The organism is Flavobacterium cauense R2A-7, from assembly GCF_000498475.1.
In the GTDB taxonomy this organism is placed as follows: domain Bacteria; phylum Bacteroidota; class Bacteroidia; order Flavobacteriales; family Flavobacteriaceae; genus Flavobacterium; species Flavobacterium cauense.
This window is the reverse complement of sequence record NZ_AVBI01000014.1, coordinates 314,964-332,867: the sequence shown is the minus strand read 5'-3', so window position 1 is coordinate 332,867 and position 17,904 is coordinate 314,964. Positions and strand designations below refer to the sequence as shown.

The following is a 17,904-nucleotide window of genomic DNA, read 5'->3' as shown; positions in this document are numbered from 1 at the left end:
AATACTTTATATTTTTTTTTAGTACCTTTACAGGATAATTACTATTAAAAATTGATAAAATGATAAAAGTGTGTTTAGCCGACAATCACCCTGTCGTACAATTTGGGGTGAAGTCCTACTTTAAAGACAATGCGGATATTAGTCTTGTAGGAGTCGTTAGTAATTTGGACGATTTGGACGAAATACTAAAGAAAAAATCTATGGATGTGATTGTTCTTGATTTAGAATTAGAAGGACTATCAAGCATCAACGTTGTTAAATCATTGATTAGGGATTACTCCGATACTAAAATTGTAGTTTTCACTAATTTAGGAGAACAAATTTATGCACCAAATGCTTTAAAAGCCGGTGTTTCTGCTTATATCCATAAAAATTCAAAACTTGAAGATTTAGAGAGTGCGATTAAAAAAGTAAACGACGGCGCCGTAATTTTCAGTGATGCAGTGAAGAAAAACTTAGCATTACTTAATAAAGGTAAAAAATCGGACCGTTTGTACCGAAAATTATCTTCTCGTGAAATTGAAGTTTTACGTTATTTAAGCGACGGTAAGAAAAACAAAGAAATTGCAAAATTGCTTACGTTAAACGAAAAGACAATCAGCACCTACAAATTGCGTTTGTTAACAAAATTACACGTAACGAATTTGGTAGACTTGGTAAACAAAGCTAAAACGTTAGAAATCGTCTAGCTGTATCGGGACAAAACTCTACCCAATTTAGAAGAAAAAGAATTAATCAGTGTATAATAATCCATCGCGGTGGAAAGAATTTCAGAATTATCGGCTTCCGGTTCGTTTGAAATACTGTTTTTTAAATCACTGATAATTTTATCCACTAAAAACCAGCGTAAAGTCAGTATCGTTTCTGAAACATATTGACTTATCGTCTGGTTTTTTTGTTTCACCACAATTTGTTTCGACTCCCAATTATGAAGCACTTCGCGTTCCTCTTCCATTAGAATATGGGTGACTTCGCGCGCCAATTCCGGATCCAGACGCATTAAATACTGTTCCAGTTCAAAGGTTTCCTGTTGGTGAAAATAATTCACCAAATCATTATATATAGCCCTAAACAACGGATTTGCCAACTCCACCTCATCTTCCTGCAAACTCAGGTAAATGCGTTGGTATACTTTATAGGTATTCATTTCCTTTACCTCTATAGGCTCACCGTCTTCATTGGCTTTTAGCAAAACATCTTCGAATTCTTCCTCAGCGGTACCGTACAACAGTAAAATTTCAATGATTTTACGCTCCAGTTCGTTTTGCACATCTACGGTAGAAGTTACTGTTTCAGGAACATTCTTAACCACTTCAAATGCTTTCTGGTCGGTTTTTTGCTTTTTACCGGCTTCGTGAATGTCTTTCTGAACGAGTTGTGCCAGCGTATTGAAAAGCACTTCCTCAGAAATATCCATAATTCGGGAACATTCCTGAACATAGATTTCGCGTTTGATTTTATCCGGAATTTTGGAAATACTCGTCACCATATCGCGAATCAGCTCCGCTTTCTTGATGGGATCGTTTTTGGCTTCCTTCATTAGTAAAGACGCTTTGAATTGAATAAAGTCCATCGCATTTTCACTAAGGTATTGCACCAGTTCGTCATAAGGCGTTTTCTTGGCAAAACTGTCCGGGTCATCGCCTTCGGGAAAGGTGCAGACTTTCACATTCATGCCTTCTTCCAGAATCAGGTCGATTCCACGCACTGAAGCACGCAATCCGGCCGCATCGCCATCGAACAATACCGTAATGTTTTTGGTCAGACGATTCACCAGTCGGATTTGATCCGGTGTTAAAGCCGTACCGGAAGACGCTACTACATTTTCGATTCCGGCCTGATACATCTGAATTACATCGGTATAACCTTCCACCAAAAAACAGTTGTCCTGTTTGGCAATCGCCTGTTTGGCATGAAAAATTCCGTAAAGCACTTTACTCTTATGGTAAATTTCACTTTCGGGAGAATTCAGATATTTGGCTGCTTTTTTATCATTGGACAGGATTCGGCCACCAAAACCCAGTACGCGTCCCGACATACTCTGAATCGGAAACATCACTCGGCCTTTGAAACGGTCGAATTTTTTGTCGTCTTTAACAATCGTCAAACCGGTTTTGTCCAAATAATCTAACTTATACCCTTTCCCTAATGCCTCCATAGTAAAGGCATCCCAGGTTTCAGGTGAATATCCTAATCCGAATTTTTCAATCGTGTCTTTGGTAAATCCACGTTCCTTGAAATAAGAATAGCCAATTGCCTTCCCTTCATCGGTGTTCATTAAAACATTGTGAAAATACTTTTGGGCGAATTCCGACACCAGATACATACTCTCCTTTTCATTGGCTTCAGCCTTATCATCATCGGTTTGTTCGGTTTCTTCGATTTCGATATTGTATTTTTTAGCCAAATACCGAATGGCTTCCGGATACGAAAAATGCTCGTGTTCCATCAGGAAAGTTACCGCATTCCCCCCTTTTCCGGAACTGAAATCCTTCCAGATCTGTTTCACGGGCGACACCATAAACGAAGGCGACTTTTCATTCGAGAACGGACTCAGCCCTTTCAGATTGCTTCCGGCGCGTTTCAATTGCACAAAATCGCCGATAACCTCCTCGACACGGGCGGTTTCAAATACGGTTTCTATGGTGTTTTGTGAAATCAATGTATTGGAATTGGTTATTGTTCGGAAAAGTCCAAAGTTACAAAGTTTTGCAAATAATCAACCCTTTCAAAGTTGAAACTCTGAAAGGGTTGCAAAAGTATGTAAACTAAAACAAATTAATTCAAATCGAAGCGGACTCCCAAAGAAACATTATTTTGTTTCACCGGATTGTCCTTGAATAACGGACTCAAATCGTATTTGACATACAAACTGGTTTGTCCCCAACCTAAGTATGAACTCAAACCGTAATTCCAGTCGTTCACATTCCAATTCCCTTTTTGTTTTTCCTTAATTCGGTAACCATCCACTTCATAAGACAGGAATTGTTTGGAGTTGATGTTGTATCCTGCATAACCTCCCAATCCGAATCGGAAACCGTCGTGGGATTTATAGAATTTCTTCCCTTCTTTTACCGATTTTTTGGAAAAATCAAATTCCAAATGCAACGGAATTGCAATATAAACGTTTTTAAAGTACGTATCTTTTTTTCTTAAATCGATTGGAAAAGTTTCCAAAACTGTTTCTTTTCCGTTATCCACAAAATAGCGATTATCGGTTGGCGCCACGATATTGTACATAAAAGACAAACCGTATTTTAAATGCAACAAATTACTTTCTTTGGCCAAACGGGTTCTTTTGGTAAAACCCCACTCGTAAAATACTGAGCGTAAGTATCCAAAATCAGAATTCGCTACAGCTCCGTTAGTAACCAAATTATTAAATCCTCCAGCGATTACAAACTGGCTGGTGGTTCTTTTTTCTTTTCCTTCTTCATTCAATTCACCTCCGGAAACCGTTATCCCGTATCGGCGTTTTTTTCTAACTTTGGTAGTATCACTGATTTTTCCTTCCACTTTTTCCTGCACCAATGCGTTTAATTTTTCCTGCTCCATTGCCACACGATTTTCGATTTTCTTTGCCTGAACCGTGGCGATTTCAATTTTCATCTTATCGGCCTGTTCCTGAGTTAGCCTTCCCATTTCCAATTGTTTGTTGATGTCATCCACCTGATCTTTCAGAGCTTGTTTTTCTTCTTTTGTGATGGATTCAATGTTTTGAGCGATCATTTTCGCACGCTCTTCAAAGGTTTCCTGCGCAGTGATTTTGCTTACGAAAAAGCATAACGATACCACTACATAAAAAATGATTTTCTGCATAATTTAAAATTTAACTGTTCGATTTTTGATTGTTTTTTACTCGTAATTTCTATTGGCTACAGCCGTTTTAACTGTTTTAAAATTTCTGTTGAGTCGTTGCAAAGTGGTCTCTCTGAATTCCTGATTCAATTCACCTTCCACGGAAGACAGCAACGAATTAGCATTGACTTTTACCTTCTGTTTTTCTTTCGGTGCATCGGTAATGACCAATAATTTTTCGCTATCCACATTACTTTTTTGCATTTCCGGTTCCTGTTTCGGGATAACTTGGGCGATTTGTTCTTTTATTGTTTGGTGTTGAAAATCCGTTGTGGTTTCTGCATTCGATTTCACTCTTTTCTTCGTTACCGAAACGACCTGATTTTCAGCAATCACTTGGTTTGGTTTCCCTTCCGAAATTTTCTGATCCGCTTCTCCTGTTGTTTCCTGATATATTTCCGATTGTTCCAAAACGGGTGATTTTTCATCCGAAGTCACAACCGTTGGATTCGTCAAACGGATTTCCGGATTTGTTTTTCCCTGTTGGAACAAAAACAAACCCACTGCGAAAAACAATGCCAAACCTGCTGCAATAAAAAGAAACGTATTATTGCGTTTGGGCTTTTTATTTTCGGCTACCGAAAGCATCGCATCCAATCGGTCCCATGCCGCTTCAGAAGGCTGAATCTCTCTTGCATTCAGCTTTTTTCTGAACTCCTCTTCCATTTTATTCGGTTCCATTTTGATAATTTTTAAGTTTATTCACTTGATTTTGGAGCATTTTTCGGGCGTGCGACAACTGCGATTTGGAAGTTCCCTCACTAATATTCAACATTTCAGCAATTTCCTGATGCTTGTACCCTTCAATCGCATACAGGTTAAACACCATTCGATAGCCATCCGGAAGATTGTCAATTAAAAACTGAATGTCTTCAACAGAAAACTGACTTTCAATATTATTAAACCGTTCTTCAAAGAAATTTTCATCTTCCGTAAATTTCACCTGTTTCTGTACTCTCAAAAACGAGATGCTTTCATTGACCATAATTCTTCGGATCCATCCTTCAAAACTGCCTTTGTGTTCGAAGTTTTTCAGATTGAAAAACACTTTCATGAAAGCGGTTATCATTACATCTTCCGCCTGATGCACGTCTTTAATATACTGTCGGCACACACTTAACATCTTGGGAGCGAATTGCGAATAAATCTTGTGTTGCGCATGTCGGTTATTTTCGACAGCCAACTGGATGATTTCTTTTTCGCTCTGATGTAAGTCAATTACTTTCATTCAAAAATTGTGTTTTGAAATCGGATTCAGCAATTCACAACCGACTTCTATTAGCATAGACGACAGAAGTTTAAAAAGGGTTGTATGATGATGGAAAAAAAATTAAATTTTTCGTTCAATCACATAGTTCACCATTAAGACAAGGGAGTTTTTATAAGGAGAATCGGGGAAGTTTTGAATCAATTGCAGCGCTTCCTGCTGGAACTGCACCATTTTTTGTTCGGCGTACGTCAACCCATTTTTGTCTTTCACAAACTGAATTACCTCACGAACGCGTTTTTTGTCCTTATTATGATTTTTAATGGAATTGATGCACCAGCTCTTTTCTTTGGAAGAACAATTGTTCAACGCATGAATCAGCGGCAAAGTCATTTTTTGTTCTTTGATGTCGATACCCGTTGGTTTTCCGATGGCATCGTCGGTGTAATCAAATAAATCGTCTTTAATCTGAAAGGCCATTCCGATCAGTTCGCCGAATTTTCGCATGCGTTCAATTACTTCCGCATCATCCGGATTTACGGCACAGGCGCCCAACGAACAACAGGCCGCAATTAAAGTCGCCGTTTTTTGACGGATGATTTCATAATATACGTCTTCGGTAATATCCAATCTTCTGGCTTTCTCGATCTGAAGCAATTCGCCTTCACTCATTTCACGAACGGCTACTGAGATGATTTTGAGCAAATCGAAATCGTTATTGTCGATGGAAAGCAGCAATCCTTTGGAAAGGAGATAATCCCCAACCAAAACCGCAATTTTATTTTTCCAAAGCGCATTGATGGAGAAAAAACCGCGACGTTTGTTACTGTCATCCACCACATCATCATGTACCAACGTTGCGGTGTGAATCAGCTCGATAACAGCTGCGCCACGATAGGTTCGCTCGTTTACCGTACCATCGGAAATCATTTTAGCAGTTAAGAAAACGAACATAGGACGCATTTGTTTTCCCTTTCGGTTAACAATATAATGCGTGATTCGGTTTAACAGCGCAACTTTTGATAACATAGAATCGCGAAACTTTCTTTCAAAAAGTTCCATTTCATCCACTATGGGCTGCTTTATTTGCTCAACGATTTTCATTGGAACCAAAGATACAATTCTCGGAGAAATAAAAAACATTGTTTTTCGATTAAACCTTTGTATCTTTTTTGCATCTAATGAGAGAACCTTAATCCAGATTTATTATGAAAACACGCAATTATGTGATAATGACGTTATTGTTAGCGACATTGTCTTTTATCGGATGCAATAAAGAAGAAGATGCCGATTCCGGAAGGATGACTACCGAAGACGTTACCATCAACAACAAGATGGATGCCATTTCAAACGATGTGTCTGAAATTGCAGAAGACCAATTAGACCAACAAAGCTCAGGAAAAATGAACCATGTTTCGATTCTTCCCGATTGTGCCACGGTTACAACCACTGTTAATGGAACAACCTGGACAAGAGTTATCGATTTCGGAACAACGGGCTGTCAATATTACAATGGCGCCATGTTAAGAGGTCAAATCATTATCAGCGGAAGTACCGACTTTAGTCAGTCTCCATACGTTTGGACCTATAATTTCAACAACTTCTATTATAACAACATTTCGGTTTCGGGCACCAAGACGCTTTCAAGAACCGTTCAGGCCACTACGGCTCTTGCCACGGCACATCCGGTTGTTGTTATTGATTTGGATTTAGATTTTACCTTCCCTAACGGAAACACCTATGCAAGAACAGGAACCCGCACGAGGGAATTGATTGAAGGCTATGATACGCCACACATTTTTATGGACAATGTATATTTGGTTTCCGGAAACTGGACCACAATCGGTGTGAACTTTTCTCAGGTGACCACTATTACCACTCCGGTAAGAATTGAGATTAGCTGTGCCTACAAATTGGTTTCGGGTGTGATTGACATCAGACGCAACACGCACAATGCCGTCTTGAATTACGGATCCGGAACCTGCGACAACATTGCTACCATTTCGATTGATGGCGGAACACCTTACACGTTCACTTTCGGGAATTAAACTCAAAAATAGATTTATAAAAAAACGTTCGCTTATTTAGGCGAACGTTTTTTTATGCTTCTTTATTGGCCAACTGACCGCAGGCCGCATCGATATCTTTACCACGGCTTCGGCGTACTTTCGCTACAATATTATTCTGCTCCAAAGCCTTGATATAATTTTCAATCGCTTCTTGTGAGGCTTGTTGGAACTGACCGTCATCAATGGGATTGTATTCAATCAGGTTCACTTTACAGGGCACGTATTTGCAGAATTTCACCAAAGCATCGATTGATTTTTTATCATCATTGATTCCTTTCCAAACTACATATTCATAAGTAACCTTACTTTTGGTTTTCTTGTACCAGTATTCCAATGCTTCACGAAGTCCGCTCAACGGAAAATCTTTGGTAAACGGCATGATTTCGTTTCGGATTTCTTCTACAGCCGAATGCAATGACACCGCCAATTTGAATTTCACCTCATCATCCGCCATTTTTTTAATCATTTTAGAAACCCCGGATGTGGAAACCGTAATTCGTTTTGGCGACATTCCCAAACCTTCCGGCGATGTGATTTTATCAATCGCTTTCATTACGTTGGGATAATTCATCAAAGGCTCTCCCATTCCCATGAAAACGATATTGGACAACGGTCGGTTATAATACAAACGGCTTTCCGCATCAATGGCAGCCACCTGATCGTAGATTTCATCCGGATTCAGGTTTCGCATTCGTTTCAGTCGTGCCGTAGCACAGAAATTACAATCCAAGCTACAACCTACCTGACTGGAAACACAAGCAGTGGTTCGGGTTTCGGTAGGAATTAAAACCGATTCCACAATTAAATCGTCGTGCAAACGAACGGCATTTTTCACGGTTCCGTCCGAACTGCGCTGCATTGTATCGACCTTGATGTGATTGATTACGAAATTCGCCTCCAGCATTTCACGTGTGTGCTTGGACACATTGGTCATGTCTTCAAACTTGTGCGCGCGTTTGCTCCACAGCCATTCATAGACTTGATTGCCGCGAAAGGCTTTGTCGCCATTGGCCACAAAAAAATCACGTAATTGTTCTTTGGTTAAAGCTCGTATGTCTTTTTTCTCCGTTTGCATGGCGCAAAGTTAATTACAATTTGTGGATTTGGTTATTGGGTTATTTGTAATTTTGTAAAAAATTAAGATTATGCACTTCATCTCCGAAGCTTTAGAAGACTACGTAGCGTTACATTCCGAAAACGAACCGGAATTGTTAGCGCGTTTAAACAAAGAAACCCACCAGAAAATACTACAACCCAGAATGTTGAGCGGCCATTTTCAGGGAAGGGTTTTGAGTATGTTTTCTAAATTGATCCGACCGCAACACATTCTTGAAATTGGCACCTATACCGGTTATGCCGCCTTGTGTTTAGCAGAAGGTTTACCCGAAAACGGCACTTTGGATACGATTGACAACAATGAGGAATTGGTTGATTTTCAGAAAAAATATTTCGATCAATCGCCTTGGGCAAATCAGATTCAGCAACATTTAGGCAATGCGTTGGAAATTATTCCGACGTTAAACAAAAAATTCGACTTGGTGTTTATTGATGCTGATAAGGAAAATTACATCAACTATTTCCAAATGATTGTCCCGATGATGAACAAAGGCGGAGTGATTTTGTCCGACAATGTGCTATGGAGCGGTAAAGTATTGGAAGAAGTGAAAGCGAATGACAAAAGCACGAAAGTGTTATTGGAATACAACGAACTTTTAAAAAATGACCCAAGAGTGGAAACCGTTTTACTACCGATTCGCGATGGTTTAACGATGAGTCGGGTAATTTAGGTGACGGAGGGCAGAAAGCAGATGAGCAGGTTACAAAAATAAAAACAGATACTTTTTAGCCCTGATGGGAGCGGCATCCTTTTTGGGGTGCCTGAGGCTCTCGAAGGCTCCTCAAAAAGATATAGCGGACAGCAGGAATATGGAAACCAAACCATTCCCAAGCCATTGCTTCGCCAATTCGCTATCGCTCGGGTCGCTCCTTATAAACTTTCAGGAAAATATTTCTTTCTGAAAACAGTATAGAGCTTTGAAAACCCTAATCCAAACAACGCTCCGAAAAAGTATCCTGAAAGGATATCGCCCGGAAAATGCAAGCCCAGATAAATACGACTGTAAGCAAATATTAACGGGAACAGAAACAACAAAAAAGCATATTTGTAATATTTCTTGAGAATAAGGAATACGAAAACCGTAGTTGCCATCGAATTGGCCGCATGTCCGGAAAAATAACTGAAGGTGTCACTTGCTTTGACGATTCGGATGATATCTTTAATTTCCAGATCGTTGCAGGGGCGCAATCGCTGCACGCTGTTTTTAACAAGATTGGTAAACTGATCGCTGAAAGTGATGAGCAGTGCAATGGAAACAAGAATCAACAGCAAATGTTTCCAGCCTACTTTTTTATAGAGTAAATAGAAAACAAAAACAAAAAAAGGCGTCCAGTGCAACTGTTTGGTGATAAGCAACCACAAACCGTCAAATTGTTCCGAACCCAATCCGTTTAAGAAAACGAATAGTTGTTTGTCGAATTGAATAATTTTCTCCAAAGTTACATTTGTCTTTTAATCGGTCCGGTCATGTCTTCAATGTTCTCTTTGGCCTTGTCGATTTCTTTGGTAATATCGGAAGTCAGATCCAGTTGATTCATCGGATTTAAATTGGTAAGATCGTTCAAACCGTTGGCTTCGGCACTTTTCTGGATTTCGCTTTTAATATCATTGGTGGCATTTTTAAGTTCTGCCATTCCTTTACCTAAGGTACGCGCGATATCCGGAATCTTTTCAGAACCGAACAACATCAATGCTATCGCTATAATAAGGAAAATCTCCCCGCCTCCTATTCCGAACATGATAGTTTATAATTACAGGTTGTAAGTCGCAAAGTTACAAAGTTTTCGACTTGAAAGTGTTATGAAAAAGCAAAAAGACTGTCGGATTGCAACAGTCTTTTTGAATTTATTTGTTTTGAGAAAGTTCATCAAACTTGGATTTCACTTCTTCTTTTGGCCAAACATTGTTGGTTACATCGATATCGGCAGTTTCCAGTTTCGGATCCAACTGAATTTTTTTCACCGGTTTTTCGGTAGCGAAAACTCTTTTAGCCGTATCATTTCCTTTTCTCCAGATTTGTACCGGGAAATGGTGATTTTCCGTCGTTCCGTCTTCAAACTGTAATTCTACAATTACCGGCATCATCATTCCGCCCGGTTTGTCGAATTCCACTTCGTAAAAATATTTCGGTTGTTTCAATGCTTTCTTTTCCTCAGCGGAAAGTTTGGCTACGTATTCATTCAACGTTTTTACTTCCTGAATATTTAATGGTTTTTTCATTTCCGGTTTAAAATCTTCCGCTGTGCTGGAGATCATGTACACCATTGGTTCTCCGCTGTTGATTTTTCGTCCTCGGCGGTTAAATTGTTCCTGAACCGCTTTGGAAGGATCTTCGGTAACAAAATACTGTTTTACCTCTTTGATTCCCATGTCTACATAATCGGTCGAATAGAACCAACCTCTCCAGAACCAATCCAAATCAACTGCCGAAGCATCTTCCATCGTTCTGAAGAAATCTTCCGGTGTTGGGTGTTTGAACTTCCAACGTTGTGCATACGTTCTAAAAGCATGGTCAAATAAATCGTGACCCATAATGGTTTCTCTCAAGATATTCAATCCGGTTGCCGGTTTTGAATATCCGTTCGCGCCGAAGTTGTAAATCGTTTCCGAGTTGGACATAATCGGTTCTAAAAATTTCTGATCGCCACTCATGTACGGCACAATTTTAGCGGCCGGACCACGACTGGACGGGAAGTTTTTATCCCAGCTTTGTTCGGTTAAATATTCTAAGAACGTATTTAGCCCTTCGTCCATCCAGGTCCACTGACGCTCATCGGAATTCACAATCATCGGGAAGAAATTGTGTCCCACTTCGTGAATGATTACGCCCATCATACCGTATTTGATTCGGTCGCTAACGAAACCTTTTTCATCCGGACGGCCGTAATTCCAGCAAATCATCGGATATTCCATTCCCTGATCTTCTGCCGAAATGGAAATGGCTTTCGGATACGGATAATCGAACGTATATTTAGAATACGATTTTAATGTGTGCGCCACTACTCTTGTGGAATAATCGCCCCAAAGCGGATTGGCTTCCGGAGGATAACATGAAATGGCCATTACGGTTTTTCCGTTTTCCAGTTTCACGGCCATCGCATCATAAATGAATTTTCTTGATGAAGAGAATCCGAAATCGCGTACGTTGGTCGCCTTGAATTTCCAGGTTTTCTTTTTATCCGAAAAACCTTTGGATGCTGCTTCTGCTTCTGCCTGAGTAACAATTACCACCGGTTTATCGTAGGTTTGTTCCGCTAATTCGTAACGTTTTACCTGTTCGGCATTGTAAACTTCTTTACGGTTTTGCAACACTCCTGTGCCTTCCAAAACGTGATCGGCCGGCGTGGTAATATTCACTTCAAAATTTCCGAAAGGCAAAGCAAATTCTCCCGAACCCCAAAACTGCATGTTCTGCCAGCCTTCTACATCGTTATACACGGCCATTCTTGGATAAAACTGTGCAATAACGTATAAATTATTGCCGTCTTTGTCGAAATGCTCATAGCCGGAACGACCGCCGTCTACCATATAATTATTGATGTTGTACCACCATTTTACGGAAAACGATACTTTTTCTCCCGACTTTAACGGTTTGTCCAAATCGATACGCATCATCGTTTGATTGATTGTGTATCGCATCGGATTTCCTTTGGCATCCTTTACATATTCGATATTGAAACCACCGTCGAAACGTTGTTGCATGAACTGTTTTGAAAAATCGCCTGCTCCCATGGCACTACTCACCCTTTGGCTTTGTACCAATGGCGATTTACCGTCGCGTTTCTTTTCGTTTTGATCCAACTGAACCCACAGATACGTTAAGGTTTCCGGTGCGTTGTTATGATACGTAACCGTTTCTTTTCCGTACAGCTTTGTGTTTTTATCGTCCAGTTCGATGTCGATTTTATAATCGGCCTGTTGCTGATAATACGCCGGTCCGGGAGCACCCGATGCCGTTCTGTAAGAATTGGGCGTTGCCATTTCGTGATACATCTGGCTGAACTTGTTAGTATCGGCATGACCCGGTTCACGTTTTTTCTCGGTTGGTTTTGTTTCCTGAGCTAAAGCAACAAATGGAATTGCTAAAGCCACTAACGAAAAAAGAGAAACTGGTTTTTTCATATTTATGATGTTTTGTTTTGGTCTAAAATTCTAAACTTCCTTCCGGTTCACTATCAGTCAGCAAAAGACTCTTTTTGTTACCGTTTATGTTTACGTGCACTATATTTTGTTGTTCCGGATATTTCTCGGTCAACACCGTATTGTAAATTTCGACTGAAGTTATTTTTTCGGGAACCGAGGTTGTAAGGTAACAAATCAGAACATTATCTTCGGTTTCTTTTCCTAAAAATTTAAGATTTTTAACCGACGTGTTAACTTTCAGATGAAATTTCTCATCCAGATAACTTTTGATAAAACCATTGGTTTCACTGATTTCTTTGGGAGTAGCCAGATACATTTTCTTTTTATATTTGGCTTCGAGTGCTTTTTCAAGATCGTCGATAAAGATGCGCGTGGTAATCTGAATTTCCTTTTTCTTCGCCACATAATTCACTTGGTAAATACCGACATAGAATTTATGCAGTGCAAAAGAGCAAAGCATAACGAAAAAAAACAGCGGCAAAGCATACTGAAAAAGTTTCTTCATGCGCCAAATGTAATAAAAGAAACTATTTACCGATTTTTTTTAAGATATTCTTCACTTTTTTTTAGCAAAAAATCAATAAGTGCGAATTCATTTTTAGGATTCAGCAAACCTCTATTTTCCAGCGAAGTGTCGTCGCAAAAAGCCAGAAACAAATCAATTTCTTCAACTTTAAGCTTTAGTGTTTGGGTAAAAAAAGACGGATTAAACTTTTCTTTCACTGCTTCCGAGAAGATTTTTTCGGTAACAAATTCTACCCGCTTGGGTTTTGGTTTCGACTTAAAAATTTTTCCTCCAATCATTTTACCCAAGGCTATAAAATCTACGCCATTGAATTGATTGCCGGAACCCGGCGTAATGTTTTTCAAAGCACTGTCTGCTTTATTAACTTTAGGGAAAGGATTAGATAAATCCAGATTAACAAGATTAAGATCAACCGTTTTGACTTTCAGATGTTTGGAATCCGTTTCCAGATTTCCGCTGAGCGTGTAGGGACGCACAATCAATTCTTCCAATTCATTGACTCTTACTTTCAGTTTTATTTTCAAAACTTCTTCATTCATATGACTGTACGTAATCACCAAAACCGATGATTTAAAAGACACGCCGCTAAAAACCAACGTGTCTTTTTCTTTTACCATCAACCTGAAATTTCCTTTTCCATCCGTGGAAGTTACCTTTTTTGCCGTTACATTATCAATCGTGATGTTTTCCACTTCGAGCGAATCGGAAACCACAACACCTTGCAAGAGTTTTCGGGGTAACTCTTGAGAAAAAGAAATGCATGAAAACAACGAAAAGAAAAACAGTAGTTTATTTCGCATCGGCAACCATTTTATTATACTCTACCGCTAATTCACCCAAAAGAAATGTCACTAATGTTTTGTTTTTTTCTTTCAGAGCCTGTTTTACTTTCGGATTTTCGGAAACATACACTATAAAACCATCGAGGTATTCTTGTTTAACATTAAGTTCTTTTGTCAAAAAATCTTCGTCAAACATATTTCCCAACTTAACTTGCACCATTTGGTGTTTTTCGACGACGATTTCTTTCTTAAGTCGGTCTGTTTTCCCGTTGATTTTATTTATAATCGGATCGAAAGGCATACTACCTCCTAAAATTGCCAACAAATGTATCGGTTTAAAATCGCCGGCCGTTCGTAATTTTCGTTCCGCCGGAGTATAGGTTTTTGTACCTTTTTGCACCAATCCTAAACTTTCTGCCGAAATGTTACTTTGCTGAATGACAACTTCTTTTAACTGGGTGACATTCACTTCCATTTTTACCAGATAGGGTAAATAATCAAAATCTTCTTTTTCAATGACTATTTTTCTGGATTTCAGCTGAACAGCCGAAAAAAGTAAGGTATCTCCGGGCTTTGCAGTAATAGAAAACAAACCTTTGTGGTCAGTAGCTACTTCTTTCCTTAATGCGAGATTAACCACATTAATCCCTTGCACATCTTTAACATCAGCCAACACCTGCCCTTTCAGAAGCTTTCCCTTTTGAGCCGAGCAAACCATTGCAATTAAACCGAAAACAAAAAGTAACTTAATTTTCACCGGACAACAGTTTAATATATTCAGACGCAATTTTTATCAATTCAAATTTTATCAGCCATTTGTTTTTCTGTTGCATAACATTCGCCAATCCCTGATTTTCAGAAGCAAAAACATAAAAGCCAAACAAGTGTTCCGATGGAATCTTCAGTTCGTCAACAAAATAAGATTGATTAAACATCAGCTCAAGCTTATGCTGTAATCTTTGATGCCCCACTACAGCAATGATTTCTTTCTTCCGCCGTTTGGCCGTCCCGTCTATGGCATAAATCAGCGCTTGTAACGGCCCCGTTTGTGCCGTATAATACCTTCGTACAGCTCTTTCTTCCTGCGATTGTGTTTTTATCCCTTTTGGCACCAATCCTAAACTTTCTGCGGTAATATTACTTTTTTCGATTATTATCTCATTTAATCGAATCACTTTTACATTCATGCTGACAAAAAAAGTCAGATAATCAAAATCTTCTTTTCCCAACACAATTTTTCGGGGTTGTAACTGTACGGCTGTAAAAAGCAAGGTATCTCCAGTTTTGGCAGTTATTAAAAAAAGACCTTTTTCTTCAGAAACAACTGTTCTGTTTGAGGAAAGATTTGTTATGCTAATCCCTTTTACTTCACGGGTTTTTGCCACAATCTGTCCTTTCAAAACTTTTAGGTTTTGGGACCAGCTTACTGAAGAAATCAAAATAAAAAAGAAAAGTAATTTATTCCTCATCCGCAAGAATTTTAAGATACTCAACTGCCAATTCACCTAACAAAAATAACGTAAGGATTTTATTTTTGGATGTTATGGCCGCCATCAGCCGTGAATTTTCCGAAGCATACACCAGAAACCCGCCAACATATTGGTCCGGAATCTTGAAATGACTGATATAATAGTCTTCTTCGAATAAATTTTTAAGATGATTTTGCATGCGTTCTTTTTTCTCGACCTCAACTTCTTTTTTGAGCATGGCTGTTCTTCCGGAAATCCAGTTCAGCAAAGGATCTAAACCGGCCGAACCGTTAAGTCCGATTGCCGCATACGAATTTGATGCGGTGTTGAGTTTTCGTTCCGCGGGCGTAAATTTCATTTGTCCTTTTTTAACCAAACCTAAACTTTCTGCATTAATGTGACTGTAATCCTTAATAATTAATTCACTCAACTGATGAACTTGTGGTTCCAAACGCACTAACAACAAGTTCTCACAAAAATCTTCTTGTTTTAGCACAAGTGTTTTTTCATCCACCTGAACAGCCGAAAACCGAAGTGTATCACCAACTTTAGCTGCTATTGCAAAGTGTCCGTCATTTGTTGTGGCGACATATTTTGCAGCAGTAACATTAATCACCATAATCCCTTCCAAATCCCTAATATTGCCCATGATTTTTCCTTTCAGAAGCATTTCATTCTGAGCCCAGATTCCCGATGAGAGTACCAAAAGAAAAAAAAGTAATTGTTTCCGCATTAAAAACAGCATTGTATTGCAATGGTGTAAAAGTATCTGTTAAGATTCCCAATTTAATGCCAACAACTTTGTAATTTTTTGTTAAATCAGAAATCCGAATCTTACAATTCCTTTTCCAAAATAATTACCTTTGCAGCAAAGACTTTACCATGAAAAAAATTATTATTGCCAGCACGTCTACATTGCACAACGGAAGTTATCTTGATTACTTACTCCCAACATTAGCGTCCCATTTCAAAGGAATCGGAAACCTGCTTTTCATTCCGTATGCAAGACCCGGCGGAATTTCGCATGACGACTATACGTCTAAAGTGAGTGAGGCTTTCGCAAAAATAGGAATCGGCGTTAAAGGAATTCATGAATTTGACAATCCGATTACCGCTTTAGAACAGGCTGAAGGTATTTTTACCGGTGGCGGCAATACTTTTTTACTGGTAACCCAATTGTACAAAACCGGAATCATCGAAACCCTTGAAAAAGTGGTAAAAAACGGAACACCTTATTTAGGAACGTCTGCCGGGAGTAACATCTGTGGTTTAACTATGGGAACAACGAATGACATGCCGATTGTTTACCCGCCAAGTTTTAAAACACTTTCTTTTGTACCCTTTAACATCAATCCGCATTATCTGGATCCGATTGAAGGCTCAACTCATATGGGCGAAACCCGCGAAACCCGAATTAACGAATTCCATCATTTCAATTCACAGCCGGTTTTAGGATTACGTGAAGGAAGTTGGCTGGAAGTTATCGGAAATAAAATAACCTTAAAAGGTGATTTAACCGCGCGTTTGTTCCGACAAAATCAAACTCCAGAAGAAATTACCACTGGCAGCGACTTGTCTGATTTAAAATAAAAACAACACATACATTCCGGGCTTATACAAATTTAGTAAGAAAATTTTCTTTAAATTTGTATAAATCCGTTTGTTATGAAAATCAGAATCGAAGCAATCCAGGTTGCCGAATCTTTCAATATCAAAAAGTTTCGGACTGAATTTCGCACAGAAGCCTTTTCAGGCTCGACTGCCGAAGTATTTTACGCCCTTACGGAATACAACAGTTATCTCTACATTTTCGACTATGGTGTGGTCGTTTTTGCCAATTATGATCCGGTAGCCAAAAGCGAATTCCTGAATTTTGTTAAAAATTACACCACAAATCCTGTCGATTTAAATTTATCCGAGGAATACCGCATCGAAATCGATCCGAAAGAATCCAAACCTATCGTTAAGAATGATTATGTTACGGTTCCGAATATTGATCCTTCACTGCTTCGGATCGTAATGCTGAACATCGGTCAGTCGGTAGCACTTGAACATTATGAAGTACTAACCGACGAATTAATTACTTCCTCCAAACACTACATTTTGGAATTGGAACAAAAAGGAAGGCTCAGTATTTCAAAAACCAATTTACTGAAATACATAGGCAAAGTACTGAATGTCAAAAACAGTATCGTTGATAATTTATACATTCTGGACGACCCCAATCTGGTTTGGGACAACGAGGAACTCAACCTGCTCAACCGGAATCTGAAGAATAATTTTGACATCCATCCGCGATTCAAAGATCTCGACTACCGCTTACAGATTGTGGAAGACAACCTTACGCTGTTTACCGATGTACTAAATGTTAGGGAAAGCCATCGTTTGGAATGGATCATCATCGCCTTGATTGCTTTCGAAATAATAATGGCATTATTTGTCCATTAAAATAAAATTTAAGCCAATAAAAAAGCCCCAATCGAAAGTTTGGGGCTTGGAGCGGAAGACGAGGCTCGAACTCGCGACAACCAGCTTGGAAGGCTGGAGCTCTACCAACTGAGCTACTTCCGCAGGTGATGATTTTTTAAAACTTCATCAAGTTTTTGGAGCGGAAGACGAGGCTCGAACTCGCGACAACCAGCTTGGAAGGCTGGAGCTCTACCAACTGAGCTACTTCCGCATTATTGAGGTGCAAATATAGACAAATATTTTTTTTCAAAACAAACTTTTTTC

Annotated in this window: 19 protein-coding genes and 2 tRNA genes; 5 read left to right on the top strand and 16 right to left on the bottom strand. The window is 39.1% G+C overall.

Annotated elements, in window-relative coordinates; all coding sequences use genetic code 11:
• Positions 1-59: 59 nt before the first annotated feature.
• Positions 60-689: a response regulator gene (locus tag FCR2A7T_RS07640; protein ID WP_023570703.1), complete on the top strand. Its 630-nt coding sequence runs from the start codon at positions 60-62 to the stop codon at positions 687-689.
• On the opposite strand, the gene dnaG is transcribed toward FCR2A7T_RS07640, so the two are convergent.
• The 5 genes from dnaG to FCR2A7T_RS07615 all read right to left on the bottom strand — a co-directional run bounded on the left by dnaG (position 686) and on the right by FCR2A7T_RS07615 (position 6,169).
• Complete coding sequence (gene dnaG / locus FCR2A7T_RS07635; protein ID WP_023570702.1) at positions 686-2,662, bottom strand: DNA primase; 1,977 nt, start codon at positions 2,660-2,662, stop codon at positions 686-688. The genes FCR2A7T_RS07640 and dnaG overlap by 4 nt on opposite strands.
• A gap of 116 nt (positions 2,663-2,778) precedes the next feature.
• The gene (locus FCR2A7T_RS07630; protein WP_023570701.1) at positions 2,779-3,819 is read right to left on the bottom strand and encodes a hypothetical protein; all 1,041 of its coding nucleotides are present in this window, start codon (positions 3,817-3,819) and stop codon (positions 2,779-2,781) included.
• Positions 3,820-3,855: 36 nt separating this feature from the next.
• Positions 3,856-4,539, bottom strand: coding sequence for a hypothetical protein (locus FCR2A7T_RS07625; RefSeq protein WP_035117770.1), 684 nt, complete (start codon positions 4,537-4,539; stop codon positions 3,856-3,858).
• The gene (locus tag FCR2A7T_RS07620) at positions 4,526-5,086 is read right to left on the bottom strand and encodes an RNA polymerase sigma factor (protein WP_023570700.1); all 561 of its coding nucleotides are present in this window, start codon (positions 5,084-5,086) and stop codon (positions 4,526-4,528) included. Before FCR2A7T_RS07620 ends, FCR2A7T_RS07625 begins: the two co-directional genes overlap by 14 nt.
• A gap of 102 nt (positions 5,087-5,188) precedes the next feature.
• Positions 5,189-6,169 carry a polyprenyl synthetase family protein gene (locus FCR2A7T_RS07615; protein ID WP_035117768.1) on the bottom strand — a complete coding sequence of 327 codons (981 nt, stop codon included), beginning with the start codon at positions 6,167-6,169 and terminating at the stop codon, positions 5,189-5,191.
• 104 nt (positions 6,170-6,273) lie between these two features.
• Here FCR2A7T_RS07615 and FCR2A7T_RS07610 point away from each other — a divergent pair, with 104 nt between their 5' ends.
• Positions 6,274-7,113 (top strand): hypothetical protein, encoded by an 840-nt coding sequence (locus tag FCR2A7T_RS07610; RefSeq protein ID WP_051369526.1) that lies wholly within the window; start codon positions 6,274-6,276, stop codon positions 7,111-7,113.
• A gap of 52 nt (positions 7,114-7,165) precedes the next feature.
• Here FCR2A7T_RS07610 and rlmN read toward each other — a convergent pair whose 3' ends face one another.
• Positions 7,166-8,209: a 23S rRNA (adenine(2503)-C(2))-methyltransferase RlmN gene (gene rlmN / locus FCR2A7T_RS07605; RefSeq protein ID WP_023570697.1), complete on the bottom strand. Its 1,044-nt coding sequence runs from the start codon at positions 8,207-8,209 to the stop codon at positions 7,166-7,168.
• A 70-nt stretch (positions 8,210-8,279) separates the two neighbouring features.
• Here rlmN and FCR2A7T_RS07600 point away from each other — a divergent pair, with 70 nt between their 5' ends.
• A complete protein-coding gene (locus FCR2A7T_RS07600; RefSeq protein ID WP_023570696.1) occupies positions 8,280-8,921 on the top strand; it encodes an O-methyltransferase in 642 nt (213 codons plus the stop codon).
• A 200-nt stretch (positions 8,922-9,121) separates the two neighbouring features.
• Here FCR2A7T_RS07600 and FCR2A7T_RS07595 read toward each other — a convergent pair whose 3' ends face one another.
• The 8 genes from FCR2A7T_RS07595 to FCR2A7T_RS07560 all read right to left on the bottom strand — a co-directional run bounded on the left by FCR2A7T_RS07595 (position 9,122) and on the right by FCR2A7T_RS07560 (position 15,904).
• Complete coding sequence (locus FCR2A7T_RS07595) at positions 9,122-9,688, bottom strand: phosphatase PAP2 family protein (protein WP_023570695.1); 567 nt, start codon at positions 9,686-9,688, stop codon at positions 9,122-9,124.
• A gap of 2 nt (positions 9,689-9,690) precedes the next feature.
• Positions 9,691-9,990, bottom strand: coding sequence for a twin-arginine translocase TatA/TatE family subunit (locus FCR2A7T_RS07590; protein WP_023570694.1), 300 nt, complete (start codon positions 9,988-9,990; stop codon positions 9,691-9,693).
• 106 nt (positions 9,991-10,096) lie between these two features.
• Positions 10,097-12,373 carry a M1 family metallopeptidase gene (locus FCR2A7T_RS07585; RefSeq protein WP_023570693.1) on the bottom strand — a complete coding sequence of 759 codons (2,277 nt, stop codon included), beginning with the start codon at positions 12,371-12,373 and terminating at the stop codon, positions 10,097-10,099.
• A 22-nt stretch (positions 12,374-12,395) separates the two neighbouring features.
• Positions 12,396-12,899, bottom strand: coding sequence for a DUF6702 family protein (locus tag FCR2A7T_RS07580; RefSeq protein ID WP_023570692.1), 504 nt, complete (start codon positions 12,897-12,899; stop codon positions 12,396-12,398).
• 26 nt (positions 12,900-12,925) lie between these two features.
• Positions 12,926-13,720 carry a hypothetical protein gene (locus FCR2A7T_RS14770; RefSeq protein WP_023570691.1) on the bottom strand — a complete coding sequence of 265 codons (795 nt, stop codon included), beginning with the start codon at positions 13,718-13,720 and terminating at the stop codon, positions 12,926-12,928.
• Positions 13,710-14,459 carry a hypothetical protein gene (locus tag FCR2A7T_RS07570; protein WP_051369525.1) on the bottom strand — a complete coding sequence of 250 codons (750 nt, stop codon included), beginning with the start codon at positions 14,457-14,459 and terminating at the stop codon, positions 13,710-13,712. Before FCR2A7T_RS07570 ends, FCR2A7T_RS14770 begins: the two co-directional genes overlap by 11 nt.
• The gene (locus FCR2A7T_RS07565; RefSeq protein ID WP_035117766.1) at positions 14,449-15,171 is read right to left on the bottom strand and encodes a hypothetical protein; all 723 of its coding nucleotides are present in this window, start codon (positions 15,169-15,171) and stop codon (positions 14,449-14,451) included. Before FCR2A7T_RS07565 ends, FCR2A7T_RS07570 begins: the two co-directional genes overlap by 11 nt.
• Positions 15,161-15,904, bottom strand: a complete 744-nt coding sequence (locus FCR2A7T_RS07560) for a hypothetical protein (RefSeq protein WP_035117844.1) — start codon at positions 15,902-15,904, stop codon at positions 15,161-15,163. Before FCR2A7T_RS07560 ends, FCR2A7T_RS07565 begins: the two co-directional genes overlap by 11 nt.
• A gap of 149 nt (positions 15,905-16,053) precedes the next feature.
• On the opposite strand from FCR2A7T_RS07560, the gene pepE reads away from it, so the two are divergent.
• Together pepE and FCR2A7T_RS14980 are read left to right on the top strand one after the other, a co-directional pair.
• On the top strand, positions 16,054-16,761 hold the full coding sequence (gene pepE, locus FCR2A7T_RS07555; RefSeq protein WP_023570689.1) for a dipeptidase PepE: 708 nt from the start codon (positions 16,054-16,056) through the stop codon (positions 16,759-16,761).
• Positions 16,762-16,836: 75 nt separating this feature from the next.
• The gene (locus tag FCR2A7T_RS14980; protein ID WP_023570688.1) at positions 16,837-17,619 is read left to right on the top strand and encodes an RMD1 family protein; all 783 of its coding nucleotides are present in this window, start codon (positions 16,837-16,839) and stop codon (positions 17,617-17,619) included.
• A 47-nt stretch (positions 17,620-17,666) separates the two neighbouring features.
• On the opposite strand, the gene FCR2A7T_RS07545 is transcribed toward FCR2A7T_RS14980, so the two are convergent.
• Both FCR2A7T_RS07545 and FCR2A7T_RS07540 read right to left on the bottom strand, forming a co-directional pair.
• Positions 17,667-17,742 (bottom strand) — tRNA-Gly (locus tag FCR2A7T_RS07545).
• Between the two features lie 33 nt (positions 17,743-17,775).
• Positions 17,776-17,851, bottom strand: a tRNA-Gly gene (locus FCR2A7T_RS07540).
• Positions 17,852-17,904: the final 53 nt, after the last annotated feature.